The sequence below is a fragment of the Streptomyces sp. NPDC045026 genome (assembly GCF_056432625.1).
This window is the reverse complement of the sequence record NZ_JBWKIS010000030.1, coordinates 35,111-47,592: the sequence shown is the minus strand read 5'-3', so window position 1 is coordinate 47,592 and position 12,482 is coordinate 35,111. Positions and strand designations below refer to the sequence as shown.

The following is a 12,482-nucleotide window of genomic DNA, read 5'->3' as shown; positions in this document are numbered from 1 at the left end:
AGAGGGACTCTATGCGATCCCTGTGAGCAGAGTGCGGGCGAGGCCCGCGGCGAACTCGTCCAGCGGCTGCGGGGGCTTGCGGTCGGGGGCCGCGTCGTATGCGAACGCGCGCTGGGCGCACGCCCCGAGGAGGAGGGACGCGGCGGCGTAGGTGTCGGCGCCGGAGCTGATGCGGCCCGCGTCCTGCTCGGACCTGAGATAGGCGTCCAGGCCCTGGATCGGCCGGTGGGGGCCCGCGCCCATCTCGCGCAGGGCCGCCTCGTGACGGCGCTTGAGCTGGGGTTCCGCGTAGAGGGACGCGGCCATCGGGAAGGTCTGCTCGTAGAAGAGGGCGGCTTCGCGGGCGATCTCCGTGAGGTTCGCCTCGACGCTGCGCGCGCCCGGCTCCTTGGTGAGGTCGGTCAGAAGGGGGCCGAGCTTGGGCAGCCGCTCGCTGAGAACGGTCACGAACAGCTCTTCCTTGTTCGCGAAGTATTTGTAGAGCGCCGCTTCCGAACACTCGGCTGCCTTGGCGATCTCCTTGGTGGTGGCGCGCGCGAGGCCGATGCTCAGCATGAGTTCATGGGCCGCGTCGACGATGCGGACCCGGGCCGGCTTCTGATGCATGCGGACTCCAACCGAGCTTGACGAGCAGGTGAGTGTTCACTCACTCTAAGGGGTGAGTGAACACTCACCCACCCTAGGAGGGTATGTCATGAGGATCACCGTTTTCGGCGCGACCGGCGGTATCGGCCAGGAAATCGTCCGGCAGGCGCTGGCGTCGGGACACCAGGTCACCGCAGTCGTCCGGGACCCCGCGCGGTTCACGGTGACGGGCGGGGACCTGGAGGTGTTCCGGGCGGACGTGCGGGACCCGGAGGCACTGCGCCCCGCGGTCGCCGGGCGGGACGCGGTCCTGTCCGGGCTCGGCGCTCGCAAGCGTGCGGACGCGGGCATCGCGACCGAGCTGACTCGGTCGGTACTGGGGGCGGTGGAGGCCGAGGCCGTACGGCGTCTGCTCGTCGTCAGCGCGGCGCCGGTCGGCCCCGAGCCCGAGCGCTCACCGCTCCTCGACCGCGCCATGATCGGCGCCATCAACTCGCTGCTCAAGCCCGTCTACGACGATCTGCGGGCCATGGAGGGCGAGCTCGCGGCCAGCGCCACGGACTGGACCTCCGTACGCCCGCCGAAGCTCACGAACAAGCCACTCACGGGCACGTACCGGACCGTGGTCGGCGGGAATCCGCGCAGCGGCCGGAGCATCTCGCGGGCCGATGTGGCGCACGCGATGCTGGCGATGATCGGCGACCCCGCGACGGTGAAGCAGGGCGTCGGGGTCGCGTACTAGCAGGTCAGAAGGCCAGAAGTTCAGCCAGAAGGGCAGAAGGTCAGAAAGTCAGAGGGTCAGAGGGTCAGAGGGTCACGCCCACCGTGACCGGCTCGTTGACCAGCGTCACGCCGAAGGCGTCGTGGACGCCGGCCACGACCTCGCGGGCGAGCGCGAGGAGGTCGTCGGTGGTCGCCTCGCCGCGGTTGGTGAGGGCGAGCGTGTGCTTGGTGGAGATACGGGCGGGCCCGCTGCCGTACCCCTTGGTGAAGCCGGCCTTGTCGATGAGCCAGGCAGCCGAGGTCTTCACGCGGGCCTCGCCGGCGGGGAAGGCGGGCGGGGCGGTGTCGGGGCCGAGACGGTCCGCCACGCGCGCGTGGAAGGCGGCGAACTCCTGCTCGGTGAGGATCGGGTTGGTGAAGAACGACCCGGCCGACCAGGTGTCGTGATCCTCGGGGTCGAGCACCATGCCCTTGCCCGCGCGCAGCTTCAGGACAGTCTCGCGGGCGAGGGCCGCGGGGACCCGGTCGCCCGCCTCGACGCCGAGGGTGCGGGCGGTCTCGGGGTACTTGATGGGGGCGCTCATGCCGCCCGCGTCCTCGAGCCCGAACCGCACCCGCAGCACCACGAAGCGGTCGGGATCGGCCTTGAAACGGCTGTGCCGGTACGAGAAGGCGCACTCCTCGTTCGGAATCGTGACAGTCTCGCCGGCCTTCCGGTCGTACGCGATCACTTCGGTGATCGTCGACGAGACCTCCTGGCCGTACGCGCCCACGTTCTGGATCGGCGTGGCGCCCGCGGAGCCGGGGATCCCGGCGAGGCACTCGATGCCCGCGAGACCGGCCTCGACGGTGCGGGCGACCGCGTCGGTCCACACCTCGCCGGCCGCGAGCTCAAGGTTCGTACCGTCGAGCGAGAAGCCCTTCGTGGCGATCCGCAGGGCGGTGCCCGCGAAGCCCTTGTCGCCGATGACCAGGTTGCTGCCACCGCCGACGATCAGCAGCGGGGTGCCCGCCGCGTCGGCCTCACGGACGGCGGCGATCACCTCGTCGTCGGTCGTCGCCGTCAGCAGCCGGGCCGCGGGGCCGCCGAGACGGAAGGTGGTCAGGGGGGCGAGGGGGGCGTCGTGGAGTTCCTGCACGCGCTCAAGAGTACGAGAACGGCCCCGCCGGTCGTGGCGGGGCCGTTCGTCTCCTTCAATACCTGGCGAGTCTTCTCCTTCGATACCTGGCGAGCTCGCCTCACGGCTCATGTCAGGCGCCGCAGCGCCTCCGCCCAGTCGAGCGGCAGCTCGTCCGTGGTGGTCTGCCAGCGCACGAACTTCGCGTCCTTCATCTGTGAGCGCAGACCACCAGCCGCCGGGCCGTGGGGCGCCGAGCCCGCGAAGCGCTTCAGCGCGTCCGGCGACTCCCAGGCGGACAGGGTCCAGAAGGTCCGCCGCAGGGGAGCCGCCTTCACCGAGGCTCCGTACGCGCCGGGCGCCTTGCTCACCTGGCGCCAGACAGAGGGGGTCTTCGCGAAGAAACGGAGGGCTCCCCACAGGGTGCGGGTCTCGAAGCGGGAGGCCATGACGTGGGCCTCTGCGCCGGCCGGCGGGGTGTTCGGGACGGTCCAGGGCAGTGTGGGCATGACGGGCTCCTTCGAAGAGTGCCGGTTCGGTGCGGGGCCGATCTCAGTTCGACGCGGTCTCCAGGACAGGGGCGGATCGGGGCTCGGGCTCGCTCCTGGGGCCCTCGGCCGCGCGCCGGCGGGAGGGGATGAGCAGGGCCGCGGCTCCCGCGACGGCCACCGTGGCCGCGCCCACCCACAGCGCGGGCTGGATGCCGTCGACGAAGGCCTGCGCGGACCCGTAGCCGCCTTGCGCCGCGAAGATCGACGACATCACGGCGATACCGAGCGCTCCGCCCACCTCGCGCAGCGCGTTGTTCGCGCCGGACGCGATGCCCTGCTCCTGCGGGCGGACGCTGGACATGACCAGGTTGGACGCGGGAGCGAAGTAGAGGGACATCCCGATGCCGTTGATGATCAGGGCGGGCAGCTGGGCGGTGTACGAGGCGTCGGCGGCGATCACGGAGGCGTAGTAGGCGAGGCCCGCGGCCTGGAGGAAGAGGCCGGTGGCGACGACCAGGCGGCCGCCGATCCGGTCGGAGAGGTACCCCGCGATCGGCGAGACGAGCATCGGCATGCCGGTCCAGGGCAGCATCCGCAGGCCCGCCTCGGTGGGCGAGTAGCCGAGGACGCCCTGCATGTACTGGCTGAGCAGGAAGATCGAGCCGAACATCCCGAGGAACATCAGCAGGCTGGCCGCATTGATCCCGGCGAAGGCGCGGGAGCGGAAGAGGCGCATCGGCAGCATCGCGTTCTTGGCACGGGTGCCGTGCAGGGCGAAGGCGACGAGCAGTGCAGCGCCGGCGAACAGGCTCAGCAGGACGAGTCCGCTGGTCCAGCCGTCGCGGGGCGCGCGGACCAGGGCGTACACGATGCCGAAGAGGCCGCTGCTGGCGAGCAGAGTGCCGACCAGGTCGAGCCGGGCGCCGGTACCGTGCGACTCGCTGAGGCGCAGCCGGGCGAGCGGGAGCAGGGCGAGGCCGAGCGGCACGTTCAGCCAGAAGATCCAGTGCCAGGAGACGTGCTCGGTGAGACTGCCGCCGATCAGCGGCCCGCTCGCGACCGCGAGGCCGTTGACGGCGCCCCAGATCCCGTACGCCATCCCGCGCTTCGCCGCCGGGACGGCCGCCGTCAGCAGGGTGAGCGTCAGCGGCATCATGATCGCGGCGCCGACGCCCTGGACCGCGCGAGCGGCGATCAGCGAGTCGATTCCGGGCGCCATGGCCGCGGCGGCGGACGCGCCGGTGAAGACGGTGAGGCCGACGAGGAAGAGCCGGCGGCGGCCGAACCGGTCGCCCAGGGCCGCGCCGAACATCAGCAGCACGGCGAAGGTGAGCGTGTAGGCGCTGACCGTCCACTCCAGGTCGTCGAGCGCTCCGCCGAGGTCCTTGCGGATGGAGGGCAGTGCGGTGGTGACGACGAGGTTGTCGAGGGCCGCCATGAATCCGGCGACGCTGGTGATGACGAGGGCCCAGACGGCTCCCCCGCGCTGTGGTGCTGCTGTCCGCTGTGACATCGCTTCCCCCTGAGACCTTGGTTAGTTATTGATGACTAACTTTCGCGGGCGCAAAAATACGCACCCCGTGACACACGCGCCGCACTACTCGGATCGCTGAGACCGCTGAGGCTGCGCCGACTCGTAGAAGCCGGCCCAGACCCTGTGGTCGGGCTGGAAACCCATGGACACCAGGACGTTGATGAGCATCCCGTAGGCCAGGAACTGCGTCGTCTCACCGACATCCGCACCCAGCGCCAGCCGGGCCGTGTCATACATCTCCATCCAGCAGGCCCGCAGCGTCTCGCCGAACTCCCGGTCACCGGTCGCCTCCGCGGAGGCGACGGCGACGTACATCTGCATCTGCATGAGCAGCACGTCCGGGTCGTCCGCGATGAGCGCCTGATAGGCCGCCCCCATCTCGCGCAGGGCCGCTTCACCTTCGAGGCCCTCCGACGCCTTGCGGAACACCTCGGTGGTCCGCTCGCAGCAACGGCGGGCCGCCGCAAGGAAGATGGCCTGCTTGCCCGGGAAGAGCCGGAAGAGATACGGCTGCGAGACGCCCACCCGCTTGGCGATCGCCTCGGTGGACGTGCCCTTGTAGCCGCCGCGGGCGAATTCGATCATCGCCGCACGAATGACGCTCTCGCGCCGCTCCTCCGCACTCATCCTGACCATGCGATGAAGTTAGTGGCCAATCACTACCTAAGTCAACCCCGAATGTGGGCAAGGACACGAGTAAGGGGCGCCCTCCACGGAGGGCGCCCCTTACTCACAGCTACGTAGATGCCGATCAGGCGAGCTGAACGACCGCCCGAGCCATCCCGAGGACCTTCTGCCCGTCACTCGTGGCGGTCAGGTCGACGCGCACACGGCCGTCGTCGAGCTTGGCGGCGACCTTGCCGCTGACCTCGATCGTCGCGCCCTTGTCGTCGTTCGGAACGATGACGGGCCTGGTGAAGCGCACGCCGTACTCCACGACAGCAGCCGGGTCACCGACCCAGTCGGTCACGACGCGGATCGCCTCGGCCATGGTGAACATGCCGTGGGCGATGACGTCGGGGAGCCCGACCTCGACCGCGAACTTCTCGTTCCAGTGGATCGGGTTGAAGTCCCCGGAGGCACCCGCGTACTGCACGAGCGTGGCACGGGTCACGGGAAAGGTCTGGGCCGGCAGCTCCGTGCCGACCTCCACGTCCGCGTACTGAATCGTCGTCGTCATGGTCACGCCCCCTCGGCCGCGCGCGACACGAGCTTGGTGTACGCGGTCACGACGTGCTCGCCCGCCTCGTCGTGGACTTCGCCGCGAATGTCCAGGATGTCATTGCCCGCAAGGGACTTGATCGCCTCGATCGTCGAGGTCACGGTGAGCCGGTCACCGGCGCGCACCGGGCGCTTGTACGCGAACTTCTGGTCGCCGTGCACGACGCGGCTGTAGTCGAGGCCGAGCTGCGGGTCCTCGATCACCTGGCCCGCGGCCTTGAACGTGATGGCGAACACAAAGGTCGGCGGAGCGATCACATCGGGGTGGCCGAGCGCCTTGGCCGCCTCCGGATCGACGTAGGCGGGATTGGCGTCCCGCACCGCCTCCGCGAATTCGCGGATCTTCTCCCGGCCGACCTCATAGGGATCGGTGGGCGGGTAGGACCGTCCCACGAAGGACTGGTCGAGCGCCATGGACTCGGCACCTCCTGGATTTTGCACTGTTGCCGGATGTTGCCGGATCTTACGGCCGGCCGCACACGCGCGATAACGACATGAGGCCGCCCCCTCGGTAAAGGGGACGGCCTCATGTACGAGCCTGAGTCAGCGCGTTTCGCGGTGCGCCGTGTGCTGGTTGCAGCGCGGGCAGTGCTTCTTCATCTCAAGACGGTCCGGGTCGTTACGCCGGTTCTTCTTGGTGATGTAGTTCCGCTCCTTGCACTCCACGCAGGCCAGCGTGATCTTCGGGCGGACGTCGGTGGCAGCCACGTGAGTGCTCCTTGGACGGACGGTTGACGGATGAACGCATGAATAGTAGCCGACCGGAGGACCGACCCCACAATCGGCTACTGTGTGTAGCGGTGACCGGACTTGAACCGGTGACACAGCGATTATGAGCCGCTTGCTCTACCGACTGAGCTACACCGCTTTGATGCGATGCCCCTCACCCTAAGGTGAGGGAACTTCACACCAGAGCCCCAATACGGAATCGAACCGTAGACCTTCTCCTTACCATGGAGACGCTCTACCGACTGAGCTATTGGGGCGAGCGATGAAGACATTACACGCTCGCCCGCCGATCGCCCAAATCCGTTTCGCGGCCGCCGCCCATGGGCAGGACCGCGGCCCTTCCGGAACCGCAACAGCCGCCCACGGCCGCCTCATCGGCACCGCGCACCACAGCAGTACGACTATTGCGCTCCTCCGCGAAGCGGGCCTGCCGCAGCCCTAGGCTCGACCCGCGCTGCGTGATCTTGTACGCCCCTTCCGGCCCGCCCCGGTCCGGGGCGGCCCCCGCCCACGCGGCCGCCGCCCCCGAACCCCAGGAGCGCGATGCCCGACAGCCGGCCGCAGCACCCCCGCCCCATCGGTAACGACTCCAACGCCGAGAGCACCGCACTCCTCCTGTGCGGCGCCCGGCTCACCGACGGCCGGACCGTGGACGTGCGGCTCGACGACGGGCGCATCGCGGCCGTCGGCACGGCCGGCAGCCTCACCGCCCACCCCGCGCGCGTGGACCTCAGTGGCTACCTCCTGCTCCCCGCCCCCGTCGAACCCCACTCCCATGCCGACACGGCGCTGTCCGCACAGACGGAGGGGCCCGTGTCGTACGACGGGCCCGACGTGCAGCAGCGCGCTTGCGAGGCCGCGCTGCTCCAGCTCGGGCACGGGGCCACCGCGCAGCGCGCGCACGTGCGGATCGGCGACGTGCACGGCCTCGGCCCGCTGGAGGCGGTGCTCCAGACGCGGCGGTCGCTGCGCGGGCTGACCGATCTGCGGACCGTGGCGATGCCCCGGCTCCTGACGGGCCTGGCAGGGGCCGACGGCCTGGCGATGCTGCGGGACGCGGTGAAGACGGGCGCGTCCGTGGTGGGCGGGTGCCCGGATCTCGACCCCGACCCGACCGGCCACGTGGAGGCCGTCCTGGAGATCGCGGCGGAGCACGGCTGCGCGGTGGACCTGCATACGGACGGCGGCGATCCGGCCCGGCTCGGGCGGATCGCGACGATGGCCGGAGGGCTGCGGCCCGGCGTCACGGTCGGACCGTGCGGCGGGCTGGGGCGGCTGCCGCGCGAGGTCGCCGCGCGCACCGCCGACCAACTCGCCGCCGCGGGCGTCACGGTGGTCTGCCTGCCGCAGGGCGGCTGCACGGGCGTCGACCGTCGCGGGACGGCTCCCGTACGGCTTCTGCGTGCGGCCGGGGTGCGGGTCGCGGCGGGCAGCGGGGCGCTGCGGGACGTGGCGAACCCGGTGGGGCGCGGCGATCCGCTGGAGGCCGCGTACCTGCTGGCCTCGCGTTACGGGCTGCGCCCGGAGGAGGCGTACGACTGTGTCAGCGGGGCGGCGCGGGCCGCGCTCGGGCTGCCGGAGGTGCGCGTGGAAGCGGGCTTCCCCGCGGAGCTCCTCGCCGTACGCGGCGACGGGCTCGCGGGTGCGCTTTCCCTCGCGTACAGCCGGATCGTGGTGCACCGGGGGCGGGTGGTGGCGCGCACCAGTGCGGTACGGGAGTTCTGCGACTCGGCGTCGGCGCTCGATCTGCCGCGGCAGGGGCGGGCGGGTGAGCCGCTGGAGGGCGGGGGCTGCGGGCAGGGCTGAAGGGCCCCGCCCGCACGCGGGGCCCTTGGACTGCTGTCAAGGACTACTGCCAAGGACTGCCGTCAAGCCCATCTGCCGCACTCATCAGCGACATTGATGGACCGTCAGAAGCCGCCCATCGGGGCACCCGACAGGAGCGGGCCGCCGAGCTCGCCGAGCGGGACCTCGGTCGCGCCGGACGGTGCGCTGATGTCGCCCGCCTTGCCGAACTTGACCACCAGCGGGACCTTCGCGCCCTTCTCGCCGTCGGCGAGGGTCGCGAGGTCGAAGGAGATCTTCGACAGCGCGCCGTTGGTGAGGGAGAAGTCGACGGCGACCTTCTTGGCCGGGGCGTCCTTGAGGTCCTTGGCGGTGGGGAATCCGGCGCCGGGCGGCAGTTCGTCCTTCAGGGGCCCGAGCTTGTCGAAGAGGTCCGTCAGGAGCTCGCGGAAGGACGCCTTGGCGACGATGCGCTCCGTACCGTTCTCGGTACCGGCGCTGCGGAGGGTGACGTCGTCGGCGATGACGCCGCGCAGGGCCTTGAGGACCTTCCGCTGGGTCTTCTCGTCGAGTGAGCTCTTGGAGTCCTTGGAGCCCGTGGAATCGCTGGAGCCCTTGCCCGAAGTGTTCTTCTTGAGGTCCACGACGTCCACCTTGACCCACTCGCCTTCGAGGGCCTTCGCGAGCCCCTCCTCGCCCTTCGGGAGGTCCTTCGGCGAAGGGAGGGGGAAGCCCATGAGCTCCGACGACTTCTGCATGTCGAGGCGGAAGTAGACGAAGTCTCCGGCGAGCCGGTACTCGGCCAGGGTGCCGCCCGGGACCGAGAGCTTCACGCCCATCCCGACGAAGTCCTTCTCGTCCGAGTCGGACAGCGGCTTCTTCGACCGTACGGAGAAGGTGACGTGGGCGCCGGCGAGCGCCTTGGCGACGGTCGGCGGCATGGCCTCGTCGCCCTGCCCGCCGGCCAGGTCCAGGAGTGCGTCCGGCTTCGCGTCGAGGCCCAACTCGAAGGACAGCGACTTCTGTTCGCCGAGCTGGTCCGCGGCCTTGGCGATCTTCTGACCAGCCGTCAGGTTCTCGACGGTGCCGCAGGCGGCGGTGGTCGCGAGCAGCAGTGCGGCGCAGCCGGCCGCGGTGAGGGTGGTGGTACGTATGGCGCTGATGTCTGTCTCCCGCAGAGGTCCGATGAGAGACCCGGCCGCCGCCGGCGGCACGGGTCGCTGAGGAGACTCACGAGGCACGTGCAGGGTTGCGCGGCGAACGGGAGCGGCCCGGCGTACGGTCGGAAGCATGCGCATTGTCATCGCTGGAGGTCATGGTCAGATCGCGCTGCGGCTCGAGCGTCTGCTCGCCGCACGCGGAGACGAGGTCGCGGGCATCATCCGCCGTGCCGAGCAGGCGGACGACCTGCGGGAGGCCGGGGCCGAGCCCCTTGTGTGCGACCTGGAATCGGCGTCCGTGGAGGAGGTCGCCGGGCTTCTGGAGGGCGCGGACGCGGCCGTGTTCGCGGCGGGCGCGGGGCCCGGCAGTACGGCCGGACGCAAGGACACCGTGGACCGCGGCGCGGCCGTGCTGTTCGCGGACGCGGCGGAGCGGGCCGGGGTGCGGCGCCACATCGTGGTGTCGTCGATCGGCGCGGACCCGGCCCATCAGGGTGACGAGGTCTTCGACGCGTATCTGCGGGCGAAGGGCGAGGCGGACGCGTCCGTACGGGCCCGGTCCGGCCTGGACTGGACGATCGTGCGCCCCGGGATGCTCACGGACGACGCGGGCACCGGGCTCGTACGCCTGGAGGTGTCCACCGGGCGGGGTCCGGTGCCGCGGGACGACGTGGCGGCGGCGCTCGCGGAGCTCTTGGACACCCCCGCCACCGCGGGGCTGACGCTGGAGCTGATCTCCGGGTCGGCACCGGTGTCGGTGGCGGTCAAGTCGGTCGCGGGGAACTGAGCGCGGTTCAGAAGAGCGGGAGCTGGCCGGGCACTGCGGGCACCACGTAGCCGTCGAGGGACGGCTGCGCGGCGCCGAGCTGCGCGGGCCTGCGGGAGCCGGGACAGGACACGAGCTCTCCCGCGCTGCGGGCCCCGGGCGGGTCGTGGCGGGCGAAGCGGCCGGCCACGACGGCGATGTCGCGGCGGCACTCGGGGCAGTTTCTGCGGCGAGACGCCGACGGTACGGACATGGGGATCAGTCTGTGCCACGGGCTGTACGGACATACGAAGAAGCCCTCTCCGAACGCTGATGTCACAGCCCGGAGGGACGCATCCGCGCCCCCTGACCGGCCGGCCACCCCAAGTAGGCTGGGCGCGACCAGCACCTAAGGAACCGGAGCAAGGAGCAGACGTGAGCGAGCCGGCGTCCAACGGCCTACAGCAGGAGATCGCCCGGGAACTCCAGGTCACCGAGACCTTCGAGGCCGAGCGTGAGATCGAACGCCGGGTGGCCTTCCTCGCCGATCGGCTGACCTCCACCGGCCTGCGCTCCCTCGTGCTCGGCATCAGCGGCGGCGTCGATTCCACCACCGCGGGCCGGCTGTGCCAGCTCGCCGTCGAGCGGGCCCGGGCCGCCGGACACGAGGCGCGGTTCTACGCGATGCGGCTGCCCTACGGGGTCCAGGCCGACGAGCACGACGCGCAGCTCGCGCTCTCCTTCATCCGGGCCGACCACGTACTGACCGTGGACATCAAGCCCGCCGGCGACGCCGCGCTCCAAGCCTCGCTCGCCGCCGGGGTGAGCTTCCGCGACGAGGGTCACCAGGACTTCGTGCACGGCAACATCAAGGCCCGGCAGCGCATGATCGCCCAGTACGCGGTGGCCGGTGCGCACAACGGCCTGGTGGTCGGCACCGATCACGCCGCCGAGGCGGTCTCCGGCTTCTTCACCAAGTTCGGCGACGGCGCCGCCGACCTGGTCCCGCTGACCGGCCTGACCAAGCGCCGCGTGCGTGCCGTCGCGGACGCGCTGGGAGCACCCGCCGAGCTGGTGTGGAAGGTCCCGACGGCCGACCTGGAGACCCTCGACCCCGGCAAGGCCGACGAGGACGCGCTCGGGGTCACCTACGACGACATCGACGACTTCCTGGAGGGCAAGCCGGTGGACGAGCGGGCCTTCGAGACGATCGTCCACCGCTACCGCCTCACGGACCACAAGCGCCAACTCCCCATCGCGCCCTAGTGGGCAGCGTGGGCGCACGGAATGCAAAGAACCCTGCGGTATGCAAAGAACCCCCTCCGAACTGCGTTTCCGCAGTCCGGAGGGGGTTGTTTGCCGTGTGGCGACGCCAGGGTGTCCGGCTCCCTGACCGTCCACTCCGAGGGTGCTGCGTCCTGACTGCCGGAGCGTCAGATCGCCCCGTTCCGACGGAATACGCGGGGCGGGCCGGTCGCGTCAGCCGGCGCGAAGGGCTCTGACTCCGTTGGCCTCGAAGTCGTAGATGGTGTCGTTGATCCGGAGGCCGTCGACGGCGCCGACCCAGAGGTGGTCGCGGCCCTTGCCCACGGCGACCGTAAGGATCTTGGGTGCGTCGCCGCCGTCGTTGAGGGCGGCTTTCACCTGGGCGAAGGTGCACGGCGTGGGAGCGGAAGCGGTGCAGCCGGTGGCGGTGCCCTCGGCGCCGGTGAGGAACCAGTAGCCGGAGGCGGTGGCGTCGATGTAGCCGCTCCACTGATTGGTCACCGGGACGGCGTCCGGCACCCACACCAAGGTGGTGTAGTCGTCCGTCGTCGGGTCGTTCAGGTTGGCGTCGATCTCCAACCTGATGTTCGGCAGGTTCTTCGTGCCCCCGTATTCGACGTTCTCACCGGTCTGGAAGACGTGGAAGCCGAGCTTGTCCAAGTCCAGCACCGGCTTGTTGTAGAAGTCGACCTCGTTGCCGAAGTCGATCTTCTCGGCGGGATCTGCCTGCGAGGTGGAACGGTCCGCCACCTCGATCCCGAGGCTGCCCGCTCCATAGGGCGGCATGGCGAGGGGGCCCAGCACGCCGTAGGTGCCGAACGGGCCTTTTCGCAGCGCGGCAACGGGAGAGCCGACCGTGTTGCGCGCGATGACGCCCCAGTGATCGGAACTTCCTTTTCCGCCCGAGTCGGCAGATGCCGATCCCGGGAGGGTCGAGGCGACGATCGCGGCCAGTGCGGTGACCACGAGCGCCGTCCCCCGGCTCATGCCAAAGCGAACGTTCACGCTCACTCCTTCTGGATGGTTGAAGAGCCAGACATGCACCTGGTCGAAGGACCAGGCACGCGCCGACGCCCGGTCGACGCGACGGGCGTCACCGTATATGACTCTCCGTAGCAGGAGCAG

The 12,482-nt window shown here is 70.4% G+C and carries 15 protein-coding genes and 2 tRNA genes; 4 read left to right on the top strand and 13 right to left on the bottom strand.

Annotated features, from left to right (window positions below):
* Window positions 1-9: 9 nt before the first annotated feature.
* On the bottom strand, window positions 10-606 hold the full coding sequence (locus AC07EJ_RS38585) for a TetR/AcrR family transcriptional regulator (RefSeq protein ID WP_389486842.1): 597 nt from the start codon (window positions 604-606) through the stop codon (window positions 10-12).
* Between the two features lie 88 nt (window positions 607-694).
* Here AC07EJ_RS38585 and AC07EJ_RS38580 point away from each other — a divergent pair, with 88 nt between their 5' ends.
* On the top strand, window positions 695-1,327 hold the full coding sequence (locus AC07EJ_RS38580) for an NAD(P)-dependent oxidoreductase (RefSeq protein WP_389486844.1): 633 nt from the start codon (window positions 695-697) through the stop codon (window positions 1,325-1,327).
* Window positions 1,328-1,391: 64 nt separating this feature from the next.
* On the opposite strand, the gene AC07EJ_RS38575 is transcribed toward AC07EJ_RS38580, so the two are convergent.
* The 9 genes from AC07EJ_RS38575 to AC07EJ_RS38535 form a co-directional block, all read right to left on the bottom strand.
* Window positions 1,392-2,507, bottom strand: a complete 1,116-nt coding sequence (locus AC07EJ_RS38575) for a UDP-N-acetylmuramate dehydrogenase (RefSeq protein WP_389486897.1) — start codon at window positions 2,505-2,507, stop codon at window positions 1,392-1,394.
* Between the two features lie 47 nt (window positions 2,508-2,554).
* Window positions 2,555-2,935 (bottom strand): DUF3291 domain-containing protein, encoded by a 381-nt coding sequence (locus AC07EJ_RS38570; RefSeq protein ID WP_100594910.1) that lies wholly within the window; start codon window positions 2,933-2,935, stop codon window positions 2,555-2,557.
* Window positions 2,936-2,978: 43 nt separating this feature from the next.
* A complete protein-coding gene (locus AC07EJ_RS38565) occupies window positions 2,979-4,430 on the bottom strand; it encodes a DHA2 family efflux MFS transporter permease subunit (RefSeq protein ID WP_389486846.1) in 1,452 nt (483 codons plus the stop codon).
* A gap of 84 nt (window positions 4,431-4,514) precedes the next feature.
* Window positions 4,515-5,087 carry a TetR/AcrR family transcriptional regulator gene (locus tag AC07EJ_RS38560; RefSeq protein WP_389486848.1) on the bottom strand — a complete coding sequence of 191 codons (573 nt, stop codon included), beginning with the start codon at window positions 5,085-5,087 and terminating at the stop codon, window positions 4,515-4,517.
* Between the two features lie 115 nt (window positions 5,088-5,202).
* Window positions 5,203-5,631: a MaoC family dehydratase gene (locus tag AC07EJ_RS38555; RefSeq protein WP_389486850.1), complete on the bottom strand. Its 429-nt coding sequence runs from the start codon at window positions 5,629-5,631 to the stop codon at window positions 5,203-5,205.
* Window positions 5,632-5,633: 2 nt separating this feature from the next.
* Window positions 5,634-6,086 (bottom strand): FAS1-like dehydratase domain-containing protein, encoded by a 453-nt coding sequence (locus AC07EJ_RS38550; protein ID WP_478885994.1) that lies wholly within the window; start codon window positions 6,084-6,086, stop codon window positions 5,634-5,636.
* A 129-nt stretch (window positions 6,087-6,215) separates the two neighbouring features.
* Window positions 6,216-6,380, bottom strand: a complete 165-nt coding sequence (gene rpmG, locus AC07EJ_RS38545) for a 50S ribosomal protein L33 (protein ID WP_100594914.1) — start codon at window positions 6,378-6,380, stop codon at window positions 6,216-6,218.
* A gap of 87 nt (window positions 6,381-6,467) precedes the next feature.
* Window positions 6,468-6,540: transfer RNA gene (locus AC07EJ_RS38540), tRNA-Met, on the bottom strand.
* A 45-nt stretch (window positions 6,541-6,585) separates the two neighbouring features.
* A tRNA-Thr gene (locus AC07EJ_RS38535) sits at window positions 6,586-6,658 on the bottom strand.
* A 286-nt stretch (window positions 6,659-6,944) separates the two neighbouring features.
* On the opposite strand from AC07EJ_RS38535, the gene AC07EJ_RS38530 reads away from it, so the two are divergent.
* On the top strand, window positions 6,945-8,207 hold the full coding sequence (locus AC07EJ_RS38530) for an amidohydrolase family protein (protein WP_389486855.1): 1,263 nt from the start codon (window positions 6,945-6,947) through the stop codon (window positions 8,205-8,207).
* A 104-nt stretch (window positions 8,208-8,311) separates the two neighbouring features.
* Here the strand turns inward: AC07EJ_RS38530 and AC07EJ_RS38525 are convergent, their stop codons facing one another.
* Window positions 8,312-9,400: a hypothetical protein gene (locus AC07EJ_RS38525; protein WP_389486857.1), complete on the bottom strand. Its 1,089-nt coding sequence runs from the start codon at window positions 9,398-9,400 to the stop codon at window positions 8,312-8,314.
* 76 nt (window positions 9,401-9,476) lie between these two features.
* Here AC07EJ_RS38525 and AC07EJ_RS38520 point away from each other — a divergent pair, with 76 nt between their 5' ends.
* Complete coding sequence (locus AC07EJ_RS38520) at window positions 9,477-10,133, top strand: SDR family oxidoreductase (protein ID WP_389486859.1); 657 nt, start codon at window positions 9,477-9,479, stop codon at window positions 10,131-10,133.
* A gap of 7 nt (window positions 10,134-10,140) precedes the next feature.
* On the opposite strand, the gene AC07EJ_RS38515 is transcribed toward AC07EJ_RS38520, so the two are convergent.
* Window positions 10,141-10,365 carry a hypothetical protein gene (locus tag AC07EJ_RS38515; protein WP_266673295.1) on the bottom strand — a complete coding sequence of 75 codons (225 nt, stop codon included), beginning with the start codon at window positions 10,363-10,365 and terminating at the stop codon, window positions 10,141-10,143.
* Between the two features lie 161 nt (window positions 10,366-10,526).
* Between AC07EJ_RS38515 and nadE the strand changes: the two genes are divergently transcribed.
* On the top strand, window positions 10,527-11,357 hold the full coding sequence (nadE, locus tag AC07EJ_RS38510) for an ammonia-dependent NAD(+) synthetase (RefSeq protein WP_389486861.1): 831 nt from the start codon (window positions 10,527-10,529) through the stop codon (window positions 11,355-11,357).
* Between the two features lie 213 nt (window positions 11,358-11,570).
* On the opposite strand, the gene AC07EJ_RS38505 is transcribed toward nadE, so the two are convergent.
* Entirely contained in the window at window positions 11,571-12,362 is a 792-nt protein-coding gene (locus tag AC07EJ_RS38505; protein ID WP_389486863.1) for a hypothetical protein, read from the bottom strand.
* Window positions 12,363-12,482 lie beyond the last annotated feature (120 nt).

Excerpts from the sequence above, each read along its gene's own strand:
- AC07EJ_RS38585 (WP_389486842.1), bottom strand. The coding sequence starts at position 606 with ATGCATCAGAAGCCGGCCCGGGTCCGCATCGTCGACGCGGCCCATGAA.
- AC07EJ_RS38580 (WP_389486844.1), top strand. The coding sequence starts at position 695 with ATGAGGATCACCGTTTTCGGCGCGACCGGCGGTATCGGCCAGGAAATC.
- AC07EJ_RS38570 (WP_100594910.1), bottom strand. The coding sequence starts at position 2,935 with ATGCCCACACTGCCCTGGACCGTCCCGAACACCCCGCCGGCCGGCGCA.
- AC07EJ_RS38565 (WP_389486846.1), bottom strand. The coding sequence starts at position 4,430 with ATGTCACAGCGGACAGCAGCACCACAGCGCGGGGGAGCCGTCTGGGCC.
- AC07EJ_RS38560 (WP_389486848.1), bottom strand. The coding sequence starts at position 5,087 with ATGGTCAGGATGAGTGCGGAGGAGCGGCGCGAGAGCGTCATTCGTGCG.
- AC07EJ_RS38555 (WP_389486850.1), bottom strand. The coding sequence starts at position 5,631 with ATGACGACGACGATTCAGTACGCGGACGTGGAGGTCGGCACGGAGCTG.
- AC07EJ_RS38550 (WP_478885994.1), bottom strand. The coding sequence starts at position 6,086 with ATGGCGCTCGACCAGTCCTTCGTGGGACGGTCCTACCCGCCCACCGAT.
- AC07EJ_RS38530 (WP_389486855.1), top strand. The coding sequence starts at position 6,945 with ATGCCCGACAGCCGGCCGCAGCACCCCCGCCCCATCGGTAACGACTCC.
- AC07EJ_RS38520 (WP_389486859.1), top strand. The coding sequence starts at position 9,477 with ATGCGCATTGTCATCGCTGGAGGTCATGGTCAGATCGCGCTGCGGCTC.
- AC07EJ_RS38515 (WP_266673295.1), bottom strand. The coding sequence starts at position 10,365 with ATGTCCGTACCGTCGGCGTCTCGCCGCAGAAACTGCCCCGAGTGCCGC.